The organism is Sphingobacterium siyangense, assembly GCF_007830445.1.
Lineage (GTDB): Bacteria > Bacteroidota > Bacteroidia > Sphingobacteriales > Sphingobacteriaceae > Sphingobacterium > Sphingobacterium siyangense.
On record NZ_VLKR01000039.1, the window covers coordinates 1 to 18,449 of the forward strand.

Consider the following 18,449-nt stretch of genomic DNA (forward strand, 5'->3'; position numbering starts at 1 on the left):
GGATATATTAGACTTACTTGGAGCTCTTACTACACCTAAGTGGTTCAGATTACCAGTGGTACTGCGTAGACCGTTACTAATATCACGAACCGAATCTGCCGAGGAAAAATGACAGAAAAGCATACTGACTAGATGCGTCCAGCTGTTGATCCCTTTCTGATGTTTGTCACTTTTGTGCTTTGAAACCAAATCTTTGAATAATTCGCGGTCGATAAGAGATAAAATCTGACTAAAAACATTTAAATTTATCATGGCGGTGTGTTATAATTTTGCGATTTAAATATAGCAACTTTGCTATATCTAAACACCGCCACTTTTTAAACGTTTAGGACGCAAGTGAAAATGGATAAAAAGGAAACCCGAATTTATAACTAATAAAACTGAGTTCAGTTTCGTCTTATAATTATACTTCATAAAAACACCCTAAAAGTTTTGTCCAGCTTTTAGGGTGTGATGCTTCTATAGATTTATGGAACAATTATGTGGAGTAGATCACTGCATTAAAACCCTTCTTTTTGATAATTTCAATTATTTCTTCTTCCGAAACGCCTTCAGATTTTACAGTCAGAATTTTGTCTGCATTTGTGGTGTCAACATTCCATTCACATATACCGTCCACATTATCTAGATCTGCACTTACTTTGGATACACATCCCCCACAAGTGAGGTTTGTTTTGAATTGAAGTTCTTTGCTTTCCATGTTATTTAATTTTAATGTTATTAATCTATTTAATTATCTGTACAAATATCCCTTTAATTCGATTGGCTATACTTACAGTTTTTCTATTTTGTTTTATAATATTTACCGTTTAAAACACGGTCTACGGCTCAACCATCGTTAGCTATTTTTTCCAGCGAAGCCGCAAGCTATTACTGACAACACTTACACTGCTCAATGCCATTGCAGCTCCAGCTATCATCGGGTTTAAAAGGAAACCATTGAATGGATACAGAATGCCTGCAGCGAGGGGAATTCCAATTAAATTATAAATAAATGCCCAAAACAAGTTTTGCTTAATCGTTGCGACCGTTTGTTTCGACAGTCGAATTGCCTGGGGTATCTTCGTCAAATCAGAAGAAATAATTGTCATTTTCGCTACATCCATTGCAATATCACTTCCTTTTCCCATTGCAATACTGACATCCGCTGTTGCTAAGGCTGTACTATCATTAATACCGTCCCCAACCATAGCGACCACCTGTCCCCTTCGCTGCAATTCCTTAACAAAATCAGCTTTGTGCTCTGGCAATACCTCGGCTTTGTAATGCTGAATCCCTGTTTCCGCAGCGATGGCCCTCGCTGTAGCCTCGTTGTCACCAGTCAGCATATATAGTTCAATTCCCATTGCTTGCATCTCCTTGATTGCACGTACAGAAGTTTCCTTAATCTGGTCCGCAATGGCAATTACAGCTAATGCAGTATGACTATTGGCAAACCAGATCACTGTTTTCGATTGATTTCCCCATTGAGTAGCATGTTCCATCAATTCTGTCGAAATTGTAATCCTATTTTCATCCAACAACCTCCGATTCCCTACATAGTAAGTTTCGATTCCTTCACTGCCTTTTACACCCTTCCCCGTAATACTTTCGATAAAGGATATTGGAGTAACTTTCACATCATTAAAATACCCTACAACAGCTTCTGCCAATGGATGTTCTGACTGTTTCTCCAAGCTTAACAGGATACCTTTCAAATTATCTTCATTATTTTCCCAATACACGTCAGTAACAACAGGTTTTCCCTCCGTAATGGTACCGGTTTTATCCAAAACAACTGCACTTACCTTTTTGGCCAGCTCCAGACTTTCCGCATCCTTAATTAAAATGCCCTGTTCAGCTCCCTTACCCACTCCAACCATGATCGCTGTAGGAGTTGCTAAACCTAGTGCACAAGGACACGCAATAACTAAAACCGTTACTGCCGCCAACAAACCCTGTACCAGATGGTTTTCTCTACCTAAAGTAAACCACAGTAGAAAAGTTAAAATAGCAATACCAATGACAACAGGAACGAATACACCAGCAATTCGATCGACCAGTTTTTGTACAGGAGCCTTACTTCCCTGTGCATCCTGTACCATTTTAATGATCTGTGCAAGCATTGTTTCCCGCCCAACTTTTGTAGCTTTGAACTGAAAACTTCCCTTTTGATTGATCGTCCCTGCAAATACCTGTTCATTTCCCGTTTTTAAAACCGGGACCGGCTCTCCGCTTAACATACTCTCGTCAACATAGGAATTTCCACTGATAACAACACCATCGACAGCGATCTTCTCCCCTGGTTTTACCAGAATGATATCGCCGGTATGAACGGCTTCTATAGGAACCTGACGCTCTACTCCATCCGATTGAATGACCATAACCGTCTTCGGCTGCAACCCCATTAGCTTTTTAATGGCAGATGAGGTGTTACCTTTGGCCTTCTCCTCCAGCAATTTACCCAATAAAATAAAAGCAATGACAACTGAGGCGGCCTCAAAATAGACATGTGCATGCAAGCCACGTTGATGCCAAAATTCAGTAAAGAGCATATTAAATACGCTAAAGATGTAAGCTATCCCCGTGCTCAACGCAACAAGTGTATCCATATTGGCCGAACGGTGTTTCGCCTGTTTCAACGCATTGACAAAAAAGTCCTTACCTAGCCAAAGAACTACGGGTGTAGAAAACAGCCACATAATAGGATTTGCGTACGGCATATCCATAAAGAACATACCAATTACAACTACGGGAAGGGATAGCAATACTGCCCATCGTGTTTTGATTTTAAGCTTGTGAAATTTAGCGGCGTGAATAGCCTCCAATGTTTCCTGCTGTGTAGATTCATCTTCGATTAATAAATCATAGCCACCAGCCTGGACTGCTTTCTGAATTTTTAAATGATCCGTAATATTAGGCAAATATTCAACTGTAAGATTTCCAGTTGCAAAATTTACAGACGCATTGACAACCCCTTGTTCATATTTCGCCATACTTTCGGCGCTACTGGCACATGAGGCGCAAGTCATCCCAAGAACTGGAAATGTTTTGGTCAATGTAGAAACACCATAACCAAGATCTTTGATCGTCTTTACACTGCTAACGACCGCTTCACTATCTTTAGGTACGATAGCAGCTCTATGGTTATTCAATTCCACCCGATAGCTCGCCAAGCCTTTGACCTGAGCTAGTCCTTTTTCGACAATTGAAGCACAATGTTCGCTTTCAACATCTTCTAAAGGTAGATAAACCGTATCTTTATAAATATCTGTCGCCATAACTGATTGTTTTATTTTACACAACAAATTTGGCCACAAATAACATCGAAATCATTACACAATTAAGGAATTGATTTGTAATATTTATTCGATAATACGATACGACAGGTTAAACTCAATTCTTCTTTAGCTTTCCACTTCCTCAACAAAACCATAGATAATATAATCGCCGCGTTCTTCGAGTTTAATCGTTTCCATTCCACTCCAGCCGGATGCATTGGTATTTTCATCGATAAAATTTTGAATTCTGTCAAATGCGACACCAATCTTTGTTTTCCCATCGGCATAGATCTGATATTTCGCAGAGGTCTGCCAGCTTACTTTTTTTCTAAATAACCGTAACCCTTCTCTTTTCAAAAAACTGTGCATTTCATTCGATAAATTCATATTCTCATTTGTTTTACGCGCTCACACTACTCACCTATTTATTTGGCAGATGCTTTTCTGGTCAAGGACTTACCTCAAGCCTCCTCATTAGTTTATCTATTTACGCAACACGGTTTTAATGGCTAAAGAAATGGTTTTTCGCTGCTAAAATAGATAGCCCTAAAATAATGAACCTGATAGAATCCTACAATAATGCCGTCACTATTTCATCGTACTCAAATGCTATTTTGTCGAATTTTCCAACAGCACACGATGGACCTTCTTTCAATGCTGATTATAATCTAGCAGACGATTTGAACAGCATCTAATACACGGCGAACAGAAATAGGAACAGGCGCTATTTTTTCGTCGAATAGATTCTTTAGTTCGTCCGATTCATTTTCAATTCTGTCGATATTTTTCGTTGTTCTTTTCCATAGCTAGCACATTTGTTTACAATTTAAACGTATAACTATGGAAAACATTGAAAATTTTTTAGCGGAGGATTTTGTATTGGATGTACAAACTGTCTGCGTGGTCGAACCGATCTCATTTTTTGATTTTGATGATATGGAACTGGTAACTATTAAGACAGTTACATCTTCAAAAGTAATATAAAAGAGGATAATGCTGTGAGGGCGTTCTGGTAGGCGCCTTTACAGCAATCGTCTTTATTGCCTACTAAATAAAAAAAGAACCGAGTATATGACTTCACCCAAGCTTAAATGTATTCTTATTGAGGATGAACCCTTGGCGACAAAAAAAATAGTTGAATACATTCACATGTTTCCAGATCTTCAATTGATAAAGATGGTTGAAGACATTGAAAATCCAGCATTATTTAGTCATGATCTAAAATCTGCAGACATCCTATTCCTCGATCTCATTGTTAGCGGCGGTAATATTAATACACTTGCCGAATTGATCGCCGATATTCCTATCCTGATCATAACGTCCGCTGTGTCACGCTGGCATTATCCGGAATTTATCAAAAACAGAAAGCATTTTGCACTACAAAAACCAATTTCGCCCGAAATGTTTCAGTCCTGTATAAAACAAGTCATGCAATACTAGTCCTACTAATTCATGTCATTATTTCACTTATCCGATTATTTTCTTCTGCGCACGCCGCTGCTTCCAGCTGCATTTGCCGTTGATCTTTTAACGATAAAAGAGAGACATGAAATAGAAGAAAAACTTCGTCATTTGTTTCAAAATGAGCAATTAAAAGAAGCCCTATTTCTGGCAAGCCCTGCCTTCTCAGTAGAAGTTCAAAAATGGCTTGAATACAAGAAAGAGAGCAGCTCAAAAATGATCGCTTCACTACTCAAATATGCGATTAGGATGAGCACTAGAAGTACGCCTTTCGGTTTATTCGCAGGGGTATCTTTTGGGAACATTGCCGTCTCCGAAAAAAAGGTATCGTTAATTAGGGCTAATGCGAATAAAGCTGTATTAAAACTGGATGCCACCATTTTGACAGGAATTATTGAACAGCTATCAAAAGATAAAAGAATTTACAGTCAACTCTATTATCGTATCAATCCGACCTTATACTTAGATGGTAAATATTACAAATATTATCAAAAAGGGTCAAATGGGAAGAAAGGACAGCATATCCTGAAACGCATAAGGCTTACCCCAGTTTTGGATCGAGTCATCCAACACTTTGAACGTAATAAGAGAACCAGCCACTATCAATCATTAATCGATCTGCTGCAAGGTCTTGGAGCATCAACAACGCATGCGCCCCTATTCGTCAATAACCTCATCAGCCTTGGAATCATATCTTCTGAATTACAGCCCAATGTAATTGGCCGAGGTTATCTGGATAGCCTGATAACGACGCTTGAAAGAGTGGATAAGGCGGAAAATTATTTAAATCCTTTATTAACGATAAAAAGATGGCTTCATAGTTCTCAATCTGTCATTGAGATCCGAACCGCCATCCTTAAATTATTGCAGCCTTTGGCTCCAGACCTCGATATGACCAATTCGTTACAGGGGGACCTACTCATAGGGATGGACGAAAACAATTTATCAGATACCGCATTAAATCACATAAGAGATCAATTTCAGGATTTACTGCCACTTTGCAGCCAGGCTAAGTTAACAGATTTTGACCAGTTTAGAGCTGCGTTCTCTGTTAAATATGAAGATAGAATGGTCCCGCTAACGACAGCTTTAGACCCCGATATTGGGATTGGTTACGGACGTCAAGAAGGTGTTTACAATATAACGGATGAAATACTCGGGGATGTTAAAAACATCACTCCGACGGGCGAAAAAAAATATGGGGACCACCATTATCAAGATCTGGTCATTGAAAAATTTGTAGCAAGTGTAAAAAATCAATTCACCGAAATTCGGCTGACCGGCAAAGATCTAGATCATATCGCTAAACAGCGTAAACAAACAGCTCATACTATCCCTTCTTCATTCTATGCCATCGGCAATCTCCTTAGAAGTTCATGTCAGGAAAATTTATTCTTCAATCTAGGTACTATTGGTGGTTCGTCATCAGGAAACTTAATTTCCAGATTTGCACATTTGGATGAAGAATTGCATAACAAATTTAAAAGAATCGGCCAACAAAGAGCAACAGCAGTTTCCCAATGCAATACTTGCCGAGATTTGTCATTACCCAGACAATAATGCTGGTAATATAATTTATAGACCTGCGCTGCGAAAGACATCAATTTGTCTAAGCCCAACAATCGACGAAGAACAAGAGCAAATTGATGTTAATGACTTATACCTGTTCCTTAAAGAACAGCGTCTAATCTTGTGGTCCAAGAAATTCAATAAAATGGTTATCCCCCGTTTGACGACGGCCCACAATTTTGAACAAGGTATGAATATTTATAAGTTTCTCGCAGATTTTCAGTTCCAAAATAATAGGTTGGATCTTTCCTGGAATTGGGGAATTATGAAAGAGCAGCGGAGGCTCCCAAGAATAAGCTACAAAAATATTATCTTGTCTAGAGCCCAGTGGCGAATTCAAAAAATAGCGAAATACCCCAGCAACCCTCAGGCTTTCATAAAAAATATACAAGCGGAGTTAGCAATCCCTGCAATGGTCATCATCAGCAGCGGCGATAATGAACTGTTGATAAATTTAGACAATCCTTTTTGCATAGAAATCATATTGGATCATATGTGCAAAAGAGAGACCATATTAACCGAATATATCCTGAATGACTATTCATCAATAGCCAGGGATAAAGATGGACATATTTTTGCCAACGAAATCATTATTCCAATAGAATCACAACATGAGACTTTCACAAATGAATCAGCTCCGCAAGACAATAACCTAAAAAGATGCTTCCCTTTGGGCAGTGAATGGCTTTACGCCAAGATCTATTGTGGTTTACATTTTGCAGACACCTTGTTAAAGGAAGTTTTCCCCATTATCGTAGAGACAATTAGTCAACAAAATGTCCTAAAAAAATGGTTTTTTATACGGTACAACGATCCATCGCCCCACATTAGGTTTAGAGTTGAGCTTTCAGATCCAAGCCAGTATTATTTCGTTATATCCACGCTTAATACCCTATTGGAACAGTTTATTAAAGACGGCCAGATATCAACGCTATCCTTTGACACTTATACACGGGAGATTGAACGCTATACCCCATTTTGTATGGAACTTAGTGAGGAGCTATTCTATCAACAGAGCGAAACGGTACTGAAGGTTATTCACCAAAGTACTTCAATCAATGATCGATGGCGCCTGGCTTTCGAAAATATTGAGTCGCTATTAGAAGCTGCAAAATTTACACTGATCGAGAAAAGAGATTTCTGCCTACAGATGAATACCCTTTATCAGCAAGAATTTGATAATAATAAAAACCTTTGGATTCATCTCAACAATAAGTTTAAAGAGAAAAAAGACTGGTTCGACAAACCTTTAGACAACCTAGAAGAATCGAAAAAGAAACTAAATGCACTTCAATACAGCATATTTAACACCTTACAGAGCCATAACGAGCAAGATGAATTCAAGTCGGCTCGGACATCGTTACTATCAAGCTACGTTCATATGTTTATTAATCGATTGTTCATGTCTGATCAACGCTTACATGAACTTGCCGTTTACCACTTTATGGTTGGCTATTATAAAATGCAAATTGGGAAACAGAAAGAACGTATGAATCCGATAAATTATAGGAGTCCCATCTTCGCGAAAAGTTGATTACGATATTGTAAACCTATAGCGAGTTCTGTCCCATTTTTCAGAATGACTTTACTTGCCTCAACACCCTTGATCTGTTTGATATTGACAATATAGGACCGGTGCATACGAGCAAACATATCCCAAGGCAGTTCTGCTTCCATATCTTTCATGGTAGACAGCAACGTTTGCATACCTTCTAACGTATAAATTTGAATGTAATCCCCCCAGGCTTTAAGATAGAAAATATCCGCCGGATCTATAAAAATAGTTTTGTTCCGATCCTTTATCTTAATCGCCTTTCTTTCACCCTGTGGGCCCCTTCTAGAAAACAAAATTGCCTTTTGGACTTTTTCAATTGCCTTGATCAAGCGCTCTTCCGTCAGGAGTGGCTTTAAGATATAATCGATCACATCCAGCTCAAATCCATCGACCGCATACTCATAATGCCCAGTTATAAAAACAACAAATGGTGGATGAGCAAGTCCTTTGAGAAAGGTAATTCCGTCCATTTCAGGCATATCTATATCCGACAAAATGAGATCTACCTCGTGCTGCCTTAAAATGTCAATTGCTTGCAATGGGCTCTCGAATACACCCAATATTTCGATCAGGCCTAATTTGGAAACTAATTTCTCCAGGCGACCTCTCGCAATAGGCTCATCTTCAATAAGGATAGTTTTAATTCTATTCATAAGTACTTCGCAACCCGTTGCTTTGGTGCTACGGCTCTGTTTCCGAATGTAAAGTTACAACAAGATTAACACTAAATACACCCTCCTGCGACTTTATTTCCAAATTGTGATTATGAGGATAATGAAGTTCCAGTCGTTTTTTTACATTTTCTATCCCTAATCCGCCGATATAATTTTCTGGTTTTGAAAGTTCTCTATACGCATTAGCCACGTGCATATACACCTTGTCATCCGCAACCTTAATGTCTACGGATATCCATCCCGCCGAAGAACTTAACCGAGGTCCGTGTTTGAATGCATTTTCCACAAACGGAAAAAAGATCAAAGGAACAATCATGCTGTTTTCGTCCTCGGCCACCAAATTTAGATTGATCTGCACGGTCTCGCTATAGCGTAACTTTTCCAATTCAACATAATCCTTTAGCAATTGAAATTCGCGACTAATTTCGATCCTGGGTTGATTACTTTCATGCAGTAAATACACCATAATACTACTTAAACGCATCATACTTTCGCCGCCTCGTTCATCATGATCAGATACCAGCACATAGATGCTATAAAGTGTATTAAGTAAAAAATGTGGATTAATCTGGTATTTTAGAAAGGCGAGTTCCAATTGGACATTGTTCAATTCCAATGCCGAATTTTTCAATTCGAGTTTCATTTTTGAATTTCTGACAGACATAAATGCCTGTACAATTTTTACAGTCAATGGCAGCGCCACCAAAAAAATAAAATCCAACAAATAATCGCTAATGGAAGAAAGGCGAAAAGCACCAAAGATTCCTTGACTTAATATTATTTCAAGATAGCTTGACAGGCGAACATCTGGTGTTAGATATTTCAACGTTAATAGGGCAGCAAAGTAACTTAGAAACGACCACCAGGCGTAAATAAACAACAACCATAATATACATAATACAAACTTCCCTGGAATAAACCACCGCGGAATGATGATATATGCTGTCACATAAAATATTGTCAACAAAGAAAAGACGTCCTTTACAAACAAAATCCAGGAATTATCAATATCTATCCGCTGATAGGAAATGAATTGCATTCCCAAAACCAAAAACCAAAAACACAAATGGAGAATAATACGTTTCCCCGTATTGTAATTTTGGAAAAACCTGTTCATAGATAGCATACTTTTCAATAATATCAGTCTAATATAATGATATCCTTTAGTTTGTGGTAGTCTGACTTATCAAGTGATAACGCAAAAAGACATTTCTGCGACAAAAAACAACCACCTATAACGCTAACAATCTGAATATATCCCAATTAGGATCTGAGCAAATCAAAAAAAATAGCATTACGCACAAAACAATAAAATTGTAACAAATATATTGCTTTAAAATGAAAATGATTTTTAGCGTGCATAAAACAGCTAGCTCATCCAGCAAATAAAGTAATTTGCTAAGTTATCAATATAGAATAACGTTATCTCTAATTTCAATTAAGTTGGTAATTTTCAAAACTTACCTAATAAGGTAAATATAATACGTAGCGATCACTAAAATGTCTATTTACATAACATAAATTGTCCATAATTGAAGGCTCAGCAAAAAAAGTTATTGCGATCTTCCGTATATTTAATTTTACAGAACCCACATAAACAACAATTAGATGTCAACTACTTTTATGCAGCTTTGGTTATATAATAACTGGGCCAATACAGCACTACTGGATAAACTGAAAAGTGAAGGCGAAAATGTACCTCATTCTTGCATACGGCTCTTTAGCCATATTGTCAATGCTCAGATTATTTGGTTAAGTCGATTAACTGGTGAAAAACCACCTGTTGGTGTTTGGGATGAGCACAGTATCATCGATTGCCAAAGGTATCACGATTTAGCTTCAGAAGGATTTGGGCAGCAGATTCAGCGCAGAAATGATATAGAGGATGAAATTATCAATTATACAAACACACAGCATCAGGCTTTTCATAATAAGGCCAACGACATTCTGTTACACGTCTTTAATCATGGCACCTATCACAGGGCGCAAATAGCAAGCGAAATGCGGAAAAATGGTATTGAACCTATCAACACAGATTATATCACTTTTGTTCGCACATAACAGTACTGTAATCAGACGCCACTGTAGTCTGATTACAAACGAAGTAGTTTTATTGAAATGCCGATTTGCTCCAAACGATAAATATCATGCTGGATCAATCCTTCCGTAAGGTAATAAAAGGAATACCCTAGGACATACTCGTTTTCAACCAGATAATGGTCGCTTTGATTTTTAAGCAGTTCTATTAAAATTTTGATCTAGTCGATGCGACCTATCCTACACATCTTGCAATTGGCGGACTAGACCCTCTATAATATTGGAGAATACCTTAACTTTGAAACAAAATGAGTTACAAACATATCTTTAAAGCGACCTTAACATGGGACCATCCTGAACAGCCTAGTGCTGTGGGTTCAAAAATTTATACAAAGAGCCATCACATCGCGATCGAAGGCAAAGCTGACCTGCAAGTTTCCGCAGCAAAAGCATTCAAGGGTGACCCCGCATTGTACAATCCGGAAGATTTGCTGCTTAGCAGCCTGATTTCTTGCCACATGATGTCCTATTTATACGTCTGCTCGAAAAATGGCATCGAGATTTTATCCTATACGGACAATGCTATCGCTACCCTCGAAACGGATGGAGATGGAAGTGGTCGTTTTACGGAAGTTATATTACACCCCGAGGTTCTCATCACAGATGAATCCCAGATAGAACTTGCTTTATCCTTACATACCCAAGCAAATAAACTGTGTTTTATTGCGAATTCATGTAATTTTACTGTGCTGCACCATCCCCAATGTCAAGCGATCTAATCATACCTGGACGTTCTATCGAAAGAAAAAAGCCTCTTGTTTTCGGTTTGTTAACACAACCGAAAATATAACACGCAGCAAAAATTCGTAATTAAATAACAAACAAGTTTTTAAGGATTTCATTACTTTTGAATCATGATGGAAAATTCCAAGAAAAAAGCAGCAATCGGATTCATATTTATTACACTACTAATCGATATTACGGGTTGGGGAATCATTATTCCAGTCGTCCCTAAACTTATCGAGGAATTGATTCATAGCGACATCAGTGAAGCGGCAAAATATGGCGGCTGGCTCGGCTTTGCCTACGCTTTCACCCAATTCATCTGTTCTCCCGTCGTTGGTAACCTCAGTGACAAATATGGCAGAAGGCCAATTATTTTGATCTCACTTTTTGGGTTTGCTGTAGACTACATCTTTCTTGCCCTCGCGCCAACTATAGGTTGGTTATTCTTAGGACGCGTTATCGCCGGATTGACAGGTGCTAGTTTTACAACGGCAAGTGCTTATATCGCCGATATATCTACGGATGAAGATCGGGCAAAGAACTTTGGCTTGATAGGCGCTGCATTTGGTCTTGGCTTTATCATCGGCCCAGTTATCGGCGGTCTACTCGGTCACTATGGTGCCAGGGTTCCCTTTTATGCGGCTGCAGGACTGTGTATGCTAAACTTCCTGTATGGCTATTTTATCTTACCTGAGAGCTTAGATAAAGAAAAACGTAGAGCTTTTGAATGGAAACGCGCAAATCCAATTGGATCCTTTAAGTTTCTTGGAAAACATCCAGAAATATCCGGATTAATCGTTGCCTTAATTTTAATATATATCGCAGGCCATGCAGTTCAAAGTAACTGGAACTTCTTCACCATGTATAAATTCGACTGGACAGAAAGAATGGTGGGTATCTCATTAGGTGTTATTGGATTATTGATTGGATTGGTTCAGGGCGTTTTAATTCGATGGACAACGCCCAAACTTGGTGAACAAAAAAGCATTTTCTATGGATTGACCCTGTATGCTATTGGACTACTGTTATTCTCGTTTGCAAGCGAAGGATGGATGATGTTCGTCTTCCTTATCCCCTATTGCTTGGGTGGTATTTGTGGACCAGCTCTTCAGTCTGTTATTACAAAAAATGTTCCTTCAAACGAACAGGGTGAACTTCAAGGTGCACTAACAAGCTTAATGAGTGCAACATCGATTATTGGTCCACCGATGATGACAAACCTATTTTATTATTTCACCCATGACAAAGCACCATTTAAATTTTCTGGCGCGCCGTTTTTCTTAGCATTTATCCTGATGACGATTAGTGTGATCATTGTCTATAATGCTTCTCGCAAAAGGAGAAATCAGCAAATAAATCTTTAGACCTGATTGATCAGTCTGCACTATTTTCATCTATCTTCCTCTAAAACTCAACTGGCCTATGCAGTTCTTAAATGCATAGGCCAGTTGAGTTTTAGAGCTTTGACTTTAAACGGCTCAATGTCTCCTGTGAAATATTCAGATAGGAAGCAACTATTCTATTGGACAGCCTTCTGACAACCATTGGATTTTCATCCAACAATAAACGATATTTTTCAAGGGCATCTTGCATTAAAAATGACATCAGACGCTTTGTATTTGTTACATAGGCAATTTCCAAATAGAGACGGTAGAACTTCTCCCACTGTGGAATAAGGTCCAACAAATGATAAAAATCCTTATGACTTATATAGTAGATTTCAGTAGGTTCCAAAGCCTGAATAAATTCTTCAGACTCTTCTCCTGTAATAAAACTAACTAATGCGGTTGCAAACTGATTCTCAAAGGCAAAGTAGCGTGTTGCTTCTTGTCCAGACTCATTTATAAAAAAAATACGTAAACACCCCTTGGTCACGAAAAATGAGCGTTGGCTTATTTCACCATTGGCCAACAAAAACTCATTTTTCTTTAGCTTTAAAGGCTTAAAATAGGAGCCTATTAGATGTAATTCATCTTCTGTTACCGTAATTTTACTCGTGATATAGGATATCAATAGCTCATCCATTTTAATTGCTGTTCTAAATTAATTTCCAGCAAAACTAATAAAATTGGATTAACAGAAACTAATTTAAGAACTAGATCGGCTCATTTAAATTCGTAAGTTCACTTTCTGCATGCCCCGCTCTCCAATATGCACAGGTATATAGGTCTTGTGAAGTCCTCCCCTTTTCCTCCCGAAAGTAATGACGTAATTCTTTCACAATGGCATACTCCGCAGCAATAAAGATATAGCTCGTTTGATCATCCGCCCTAAAGTCGGCTTTCTTAACATATTCAGCGAGATTACTCCCTTGTTCTGGTGTCTGATTATAACACCATTGTATGCGTGCGCTGCAGGCTGAGGACAATACAAGCTCGTCTTCTTTTGCCAGAATCTCAATAATTACTTTTGCTCTAGCCGTCGCTGGAAGCTCTTCTAATATTGCAGCAATAACAGGTAAAGCTGTTGTGTCTCCAACCAGCAGGTAACAGTCTACCTGGGGAACCAATTTTCTTTTGCTCTCCTTCATGCCAATTTCCAATTGATCGCCCTTTTCCGCCATGATTGCCCAAGCAGATGCAGGACCGCTATCACCGTGAACAACAAAATCGACATGCAATTCTCTGTTATAAAGATCTATTTTACGATTGGTGTAAGTTCTGACGACTACTTCTTGCGCATTGTGCTGTAACGGAACGAAAAGCTTGTTATTTGAACCCGAACTGACTTCGGCCAATAACCCGAGCTGCTCATCGGTTAAATCAAATATTACCCGGATAAGATGTGGTGTAAGGTACTCTTTTCGGCCAACACGGAATACCGATCTTATTTTTTTAGTGTTTGTCTGATTCATATGCTGTCTTTCGAAAATTATTATTTAGCTTTCTATAGGTAATAATATCCTCAATAGATAATACGGTAAGATTATGTTTCAGTCCGAATGCTGAGACCTCATTCAAACGCGCCATTGTCCCATCCTCATTCATCAATTCACATAAGACAGCCATCGGTTCTAAACCCGCCATAAGCATCAAATCGATACTGCCTTCTGTATGACCATCGCGACCCAATACTCCGTTCGCGTGCGCCCGCAAGGGAAAGATATGACCTGGGCGAACAAGGTCCCCCGGTTTAGCATCCTGCGCACAGGCCGCTCTTATTGTGGCAATTCGATCGGAAGCCGAGAGCCCCGTAGTTGCCCCTATCTTTGCATCGATAGATACTGTAAATGGCGTTTGGTAAGGACTTGAATTAGCTGACACCATATAAGGTAAGTCTAATTCATTCGCTTTCTCATGGGTGAGACAAAGACAGACAACACCACTACAATACCGGATCATTTGTACCATATCCGGTATGCTCATGTTTTGGGCAGAGAAAATAAGATCCCCCTCATTCTCTCGATCTTCATTATCGATAAGAAGAACTCCTTTACCGGCCTGTAAATCCATTAATGCTTTTTCTACCCTTGCTATGGGATCATCCCCAAACATTGTTAACAAATTTCTCATATCATTCTATATTATCCTGCCTCTTTACGAATAACAGAGGCTGGCTTATTTGATGACAAAGATCTATCCATGAAAAACAATAAACATTGACTTAAGTCAAAAAACAGAAAAACAAAAATGGAGCTCAACATTCAATTATTTCAAATCTAAAGCATCTTTAAACACCCAAAACTTCAATTCTTCAATTCATGGATCGAATTCTTCAATTCCTCCATTACTGATCGCTGTAAATTTGCAGCCAAGGAAATAAAATTCAAAATGATACATACAACAGACATAACAAATCAAAACATAGAGCTTCACGTAGACTCAAAGCGGGATACACCAATACTTACGAAGCCTCTTTTATGGCTTATTACCTTGACAACTGGAATAGTCGTCGGCAACAACTATTATAATCAACCGCTTTTGGGATTAATGGCAAAAGACTTTCACGTTAGTGAAGCTGCAATTAGTATGATTGCTATGCTCACCCAGATCGGTTTTGCAACAGGACTACTCTTTCTCGTTCCTTTGGGCGATATGATAAAAAGAAAGAAATTAATATTATCAATTTTTCTACTTATCATAGCCTCCTTATTGGCAATGGTCTTCGCTCCCAGCCTCGAGCTACTTTATATCGCAAGCTTTATGGTTGGATTTAGCTCAGTCGTTCCCCAAATGCTCGTCCCCCTTACGGCCGAACTTGCTACTCCCGAAAAACGCAATTCTTCAATCGGAATGGTCATGAGTGGCTTACTATTAGGTATTCTGCTCTCCCGCGTCGCAGCAGGATTTATTGGCGATATCTGGGGATGGCAAGCGATCTATTATATAGCGATAGCGTTAATGGTTCTATTCATGTTATTATTAGCTTTCGCACTCCCCGATGTGAATCCGACATTTCAAGGAAGTTATCTACAATTAATGCACTCATTGATCCATCTAACAAAAACTCAACCGGTATTACGGCTATCTGCACTCAGAGGTGCCCTAGGTTTTGCGGGATTCAGTGCTTTTTGGATTACATTAGTATTTCATTTACAGAAAGCTCCTTTGCACGCGGGTTCCGCTGTAGCTGGATCCTTCGGATTAATAGGGGCTGTTGGCGCTCTAGCAGCAGCATTGGTAGGCCGGATTTCAACGCGTGTTTCTACGTATACCGTTATTCTTGGTTCCATATGTATCCTGCTATTGAGCTGGATTGTATTCTACATCGGGGGGAATAGCTATACCGGATTAATAACTGGTGTAATCTTAATTGACCTGGGTTTACAATCAATGCATATCAGCAATCAATCTGCTTTCTTTGCCTTAAATCTAGGGGCAACCAACCGACTAAATACAGTCTATATGTTTAGTTACTTTGCGGGTGGATCATTGGGTAGTTACTTGGCCTCGCTCGCTTGGAAATACTTTCAATGGAATGGCGTGGTATTGACAGGCTTTTGTTGTACACTACTGGTTCTCATCATCCATATCTGCTACGACAGACGGCCAAAAAACTTTTCTTAGGCGTTGAACACCATAATCTAAAGAAAAGCTAGTTAACAGAAAATCTTCTATATGATGATATCCATTCATGGCCTACATGTTATAAATGTAGGCCATGAATGAAAACTTATTTCATTTATTCAAGTACGCCAAACTTGCCAGCCTGAAAATCTTCAAAAGCTTGGTAAATCTCTGCCTGTGTATTCATTACAAATGGGCCATAGCTCACGATAGGTTCATCAATGGGCTCACCGCTTAACACAAGTAAAACCGCATTTTTTTGGGCCTTTATCGAGATCTCTTCACCATCATGACCAAATAAAACAAAACTATGTTCCTTCGCAAGTTCGCCGTTGACCTCGACCTCCCCATTCACAACCAGCATCGCAGTATTATGATTTTGTGGGACTAAAAAGTTCGTTTCATGTTGCTCCGCCAATTTGATATCAAATAGATTGACAGGCGTATAGGTGTTCGCTGGCCCTACCGTATCCTGAAATTTCCCCGCGATGACATTAACTACCCCTGCGGCGTCAGGCAATAGTACCTTCCCCATCTGATTGGCTGTAATCGCCTGGTAATGTGCCTCCGTTGATTTATCTTTCGCTGGTAAATTAACCCAGAGCTGAACCATTTCAAACAATCCACCTTTTTTTGAAAATTCCTCTTCATGGTATTCTTTATGTAATATACCCGCACCGGCAGTCATCCATTGTACATCACCCGGACGAATAACTCCACTGTTTCCCGAACTGTCGTGATGGGCTACACTGCCTTTGTAGGCGATAGTAACGGTTTCAAATCCCTTATGCGGATGTACATCCACGCCTCTGATATGATCCGAAGGTCCAAAATCAAATGCTGCGTTGAAATCTAGTAAAAGAAATGGACTCATCCTCCTTTGGGAAATCCCATTCCCTGGTATCATATTAAATACACGAAATCCATCCCCTACCATACCCGGTTGAGCTGGACGTTGGAAAATTCTTTCAATTGATTTTTTCATATTATGATCTCCTTTTTTATCGTTCTTGATGAATTTAAGTTGAAGCCCAAATTGATTCACTTCATTTTAAATTGCTATCTCAAAGGTACGACAAGAAGAAGCCTGCTTCCAACAACCTGGATTAAGGCATAAACTTAACCTAGATTAAGTTTATAAGAAAAGATACTGCTAAAACTAGTAATCCCACATTTTCTGGATGCCATAGAAATATGTAACTTCAATAAAAATCATAGACCAAGTATCCTTATGAGCTCAAACAATACCGTTACATTAATAAAATTTTACAGTCACCTTTGGTTACGCCCAATACTAGTACTCCTGCTATTCATCTTTTTATCCCCCGTAGTACATGCGCAATCCAACAATAAATCTAAAGTTAAAACAAACTGGAATGAAATACTTGAAGAACAACTGTTTCCAGGTAAAAAGCTCCAAGATTCCACGTTCAGCTTTCAGGGCAAATTTGAAGAACAATTTATCACAACAGCAGATCATGTTAAACTCCATGGAATCTTGTTTAAGGCAGACAAGAGCAAAGGACTAATTTTCTATTTGCATGGCAGTAATGGGGCTGTAGATACCTGGGGTAAAATTGCCAATATCTATACTGATAACGGATATGATCTTTTTATGTTGGACTACCGAGGTTACGGAAAAAGTGAGGGTAAAGTAACCAATGAAGAACTACTTTATCGTGATCTGCAAACGGTCTATGATAAGCTGACACAACAGTATCGGGAAGATCACATTATCATAATCGGTCAATCTATGGGCACGGCACTTGCTTCAACTATTGCTTCGCATAATTCTCCGAAAATGCTTATTCTTCAGGCACCTTACTATAGTTTTCAAGATTGGACACAACATATCGCTCCTGAACTCGATACAAGCGGGATCCCCTTTTATTTCGACAATGCTGCGGCATTGCAAAAAGTAAAATGTAGAACGATCATCTTCCACGGAGACCAGGATAATGCCGTCTATTTTGATTCTTCCATTAAACTGAGTAACTTCTTTAAAAAACAGGATAAATTGATACGTTTGGCAAAGGAAGGACATAATGATTTTTCTAAAAATAAAGACTATCTGCATGCGATTGCCGAGCTATTGCGATAG

The 18,449-nt window shown here is 38.9% G+C and carries 19 protein-coding genes and 1 pseudogene; 10 read left to right on the plus strand and 10 right to left on the minus strand.

Features of this window, described 5'->3' with window-relative positions; all coding sequences use genetic code 11:
- The 4 genes from IQ31_RS23640 to IQ31_RS23655 all read right to left on the minus strand — a co-directional run.
- Positions 1 to 252, minus strand: a 252-nt coding sequence (locus IQ31_RS23640) for a DUF4372 domain-containing protein (RefSeq protein ID WP_145330512.1), incomplete at its 3' end; no start/stop codon positions are given.
- 226 nt (positions 253 to 478) lie between these two features.
- Positions 479 to 700, minus strand: coding sequence for a heavy-metal-associated domain-containing protein (locus IQ31_RS23645; protein WP_145330514.1), 222 nt, complete (start codon positions 698 to 700; stop codon positions 479 to 481).
- Between the two features lie 142 nt (positions 701 to 842).
- On the minus strand, positions 843 to 3,260 hold the full coding sequence (locus tag IQ31_RS23650; RefSeq protein ID WP_145330516.1) for a heavy metal translocating P-type ATPase: 2,418 nt from the start codon (positions 3,258 to 3,260) through the stop codon (positions 843 to 845).
- A gap of 126 nt (positions 3,261 to 3,386) precedes the next feature.
- Positions 3,387 to 3,647: a hypothetical protein gene (locus IQ31_RS23655; RefSeq protein ID WP_145330518.1), complete on the minus strand. Its 261-nt coding sequence runs from the start codon at positions 3,645 to 3,647 to the stop codon at positions 3,387 to 3,389.
- A gap of 167 nt (positions 3,648 to 3,814) precedes the next feature.
- Here IQ31_RS23655 and IQ31_RS27450 point away from each other — a divergent pair, with 167 nt between their 5' ends.
- The 5 genes and pseudogenes from IQ31_RS27450 to IQ31_RS28310 all read left to right on the plus strand — a co-directional run bounded on the left by IQ31_RS27450 (position 3,815) and on the right by IQ31_RS28310 (position 7,824).
- Positions 3,815 to 3,955, plus strand: coding sequence for a hypothetical protein (locus IQ31_RS27450; protein ID WP_158638965.1), 141 nt, complete (start codon positions 3,815 to 3,817; stop codon positions 3,953 to 3,955).
- Between the two features lie 145 nt (positions 3,956 to 4,100).
- Positions 4,101 to 4,244: a hypothetical protein gene (locus IQ31_RS27455; RefSeq protein WP_153848663.1), complete on the plus strand. Its 144-nt coding sequence runs from the start codon at positions 4,101 to 4,103 to the stop codon at positions 4,242 to 4,244.
- An 87-nt stretch (positions 4,245 to 4,331) separates the two neighbouring features.
- Complete coding sequence (locus IQ31_RS23660) at positions 4,332 to 4,700, plus strand: response regulator (protein WP_075992579.1); 369 nt, start codon at positions 4,332 to 4,334, stop codon at positions 4,698 to 4,700.
- A gap of 12 nt (positions 4,701 to 4,712) precedes the next feature.
- Positions 4,713 to 6,711, plus strand: a pseudogene (locus IQ31_RS23665) (lantibiotic dehydratase family protein); the annotation flags it as partial.
- A 72-nt stretch (positions 6,712 to 6,783) separates the two neighbouring features.
- Positions 6,784 to 7,824: a thiopeptide-type bacteriocin biosynthesis protein gene (locus IQ31_RS28310; RefSeq protein ID WP_425304075.1), complete on the plus strand. Its 1,041-nt coding sequence runs from the start codon at positions 6,784 to 6,786 to the stop codon at positions 7,822 to 7,824.
- Here the strand turns inward: IQ31_RS28310 and IQ31_RS23675 are convergent.
- Both IQ31_RS23675 and IQ31_RS23680 read right to left on the minus strand, forming a co-directional pair.
- Entirely contained in the window at positions 7,794 to 8,498 is a 705-nt protein-coding gene (locus IQ31_RS23675) for a LytR/AlgR family response regulator transcription factor (RefSeq protein WP_088161522.1), read from the minus strand. The two genes, IQ31_RS28310 and IQ31_RS23675, sit on opposite strands and share 31 nt — an antisense overlap.
- A gap of 28 nt (positions 8,499 to 8,526) precedes the next feature.
- Positions 8,527 to 9,636: a sensor histidine kinase gene (locus IQ31_RS23680; RefSeq protein WP_157698450.1), complete on the minus strand. Its 1,110-nt coding sequence runs from the start codon at positions 9,634 to 9,636 to the stop codon at positions 8,527 to 8,529.
- Positions 9,637 to 10,127: 491 nt separating this feature from the next.
- On the opposite strand from IQ31_RS23680, the gene IQ31_RS23685 reads away from it, so the two are divergent.
- The 3 genes from IQ31_RS23685 to IQ31_RS23695 all read left to right on the plus strand — a co-directional run bounded on the left by IQ31_RS23685 (position 10,128) and on the right by IQ31_RS23695 (position 12,706).
- Complete coding sequence (locus IQ31_RS23685) at positions 10,128 to 10,580, plus strand: DinB family protein (protein WP_145330524.1); 453 nt, start codon at positions 10,128 to 10,130, stop codon at positions 10,578 to 10,580.
- A 284-nt stretch (positions 10,581 to 10,864) separates the two neighbouring features.
- Positions 10,865 to 11,335 (plus strand): OsmC family protein, encoded by a 471-nt coding sequence (locus tag IQ31_RS23690; protein ID WP_145330526.1) that lies wholly within the window; start codon positions 10,865 to 10,867, stop codon positions 11,333 to 11,335.
- Positions 11,336 to 11,470: 135 nt separating this feature from the next.
- A complete protein-coding gene (locus IQ31_RS23695) occupies positions 11,471 to 12,706 on the plus strand; it encodes a TCR/Tet family MFS transporter (RefSeq protein WP_333888926.1) in 1,236 nt (411 codons plus the stop codon).
- 91 nt (positions 12,707 to 12,797) lie between these two features.
- On the opposite strand, the gene IQ31_RS23700 is transcribed toward IQ31_RS23695, so the two are convergent.
- From IQ31_RS23700 to ribB, 3 genes are all read right to left on the minus strand, one after another.
- Positions 12,798 to 13,367, minus strand: a complete 570-nt coding sequence (locus tag IQ31_RS23700; protein ID WP_088161518.1) for a Crp/Fnr family transcriptional regulator — start codon at positions 13,365 to 13,367, stop codon at positions 12,798 to 12,800.
- Between the two features lie 70 nt (positions 13,368 to 13,437).
- Positions 13,438 to 14,196, minus strand: coding sequence for a siderophore-interacting protein (locus tag IQ31_RS23705; RefSeq protein ID WP_088161517.1), 759 nt, complete (start codon positions 14,194 to 14,196; stop codon positions 13,438 to 13,440).
- Positions 14,177 to 14,854 (minus strand): 3,4-dihydroxy-2-butanone-4-phosphate synthase, encoded by a 678-nt coding sequence (gene ribB, locus IQ31_RS23710; RefSeq protein ID WP_145330528.1) that lies wholly within the window; start codon positions 14,852 to 14,854, stop codon positions 14,177 to 14,179. Before ribB ends, IQ31_RS23705 begins: the two co-directional genes overlap by 20 nt.
- A 258-nt stretch (positions 14,855 to 15,112) precedes the next feature.
- On the opposite strand from ribB, the gene IQ31_RS23715 reads away from it, so the two are divergent.
- A complete protein-coding gene (locus IQ31_RS23715) occupies positions 15,113 to 16,348 on the plus strand; it encodes an MFS transporter (RefSeq protein ID WP_088161515.1) in 1,236 nt (411 codons plus the stop codon).
- A gap of 115 nt (positions 16,349 to 16,463) precedes the next feature.
- On the opposite strand, the gene IQ31_RS23720 is transcribed toward IQ31_RS23715, so the two are convergent.
- Positions 16,464 to 17,333, minus strand: a complete 870-nt coding sequence (locus IQ31_RS23720) for a pirin family protein (protein WP_145330530.1) — start codon at positions 17,331 to 17,333, stop codon at positions 16,464 to 16,466.
- A 246-nt stretch (positions 17,334 to 17,579) separates the two neighbouring features.
- On the opposite strand from IQ31_RS23720, the gene IQ31_RS23725 reads away from it, so the two are divergent.
- Positions 17,580 to 18,449: an alpha/beta hydrolase gene (locus IQ31_RS23725; RefSeq protein WP_088161514.1), complete on the plus strand. Its 870-nt coding sequence runs from the start codon at positions 17,580 to 17,582 to the stop codon at positions 18,447 to 18,449.

Bases quoted from the DNA above. Each gene is read 5' to 3' on its own strand.
- IQ31_RS23645 (WP_145330514.1), bottom strand. From the start codon at position 700: ATGGAAAGCAAAGAACTTCAATTCAAAACAAACCTCACTTGTGGGGGA.
- IQ31_RS23650 (WP_145330516.1), bottom strand. From the start codon at position 3,260: ATGGCGACAGATATTTATAAAGATACGGTTTATCTACCTTTAGAAGAT.
- IQ31_RS23655 (WP_145330518.1), bottom strand. From the start codon at position 3,647: ATGAATTTATCGAATGAAATGCACAGTTTTTTGAAAAGAGAAGGGTTA.
- IQ31_RS27450 (WP_158638965.1), top strand. From the start codon at position 3,815: ATGAACCTGATAGAATCCTACAATAATGCCGTCACTATTTCATCGTAC.
- IQ31_RS27455 (WP_153848663.1), top strand. From the start codon at position 4,101: ATGGAAAACATTGAAAATTTTTTAGCGGAGGATTTTGTATTGGATGTA.
- IQ31_RS23660 (WP_075992579.1), top strand. From the start codon at position 4,332: ATGACTTCACCCAAGCTTAAATGTATTCTTATTGAGGATGAACCCTTG.
- IQ31_RS28310 (WP_425304075.1), top strand. From the start codon at position 6,784: ATGTGCAAAAGAGAGACCATATTAACCGAATATATCCTGAATGACTAT.
- IQ31_RS23675 (WP_088161522.1), bottom strand. From the start codon at position 8,498: ATGAATAGAATTAAAACTATCCTTATTGAAGATGAGCCTATTGCGAGA.
- IQ31_RS23680 (WP_157698450.1), bottom strand. From the start codon at position 9,636: ATGAACAGGTTTTTCCAAAATTACAATACGGGGAAACGTATTATTCTC.
- IQ31_RS23685 (WP_145330524.1), top strand. From the start codon at position 10,128: ATGTCAACTACTTTTATGCAGCTTTGGTTATATAATAACTGGGCCAAT.
- IQ31_RS23690 (WP_145330526.1), top strand. From the start codon at position 10,865: ATGAGTTACAAACATATCTTTAAAGCGACCTTAACATGGGACCATCCT.
- IQ31_RS23695 (WP_333888926.1), top strand. From the start codon at position 11,471: ATGATGGAAAATTCCAAGAAAAAAGCAGCAATCGGATTCATATTTATT.
- IQ31_RS23700 (WP_088161518.1), bottom strand. From the start codon at position 13,367: ATGGATGAGCTATTGATATCCTATATCACGAGTAAAATTACGGTAACA.
- IQ31_RS23705 (WP_088161517.1), bottom strand. From the start codon at position 14,196: ATGAATCAGACAAACACTAAAAAAATAAGATCGGTATTCCGTGTTGGC.
- ribB (WP_145330528.1), bottom strand. From the start codon at position 14,854: ATGAGAAATTTGTTAACAATGTTTGGGGATGATCCCATAGCAAGGGTA.
- IQ31_RS23715 (WP_088161515.1), top strand. From the start codon at position 15,113: ATGATACATACAACAGACATAACAAATCAAAACATAGAGCTTCACGTA.
- IQ31_RS23720 (WP_145330530.1), bottom strand. From the start codon at position 17,333: ATGAAAAAATCAATTGAAAGAATTTTCCAACGTCCAGCTCAACCGGGT.
- IQ31_RS23725 (WP_088161514.1), top strand. From the start codon at position 17,580: ATGAGCTCAAACAATACCGTTACATTAATAAAATTTTACAGTCACCTT.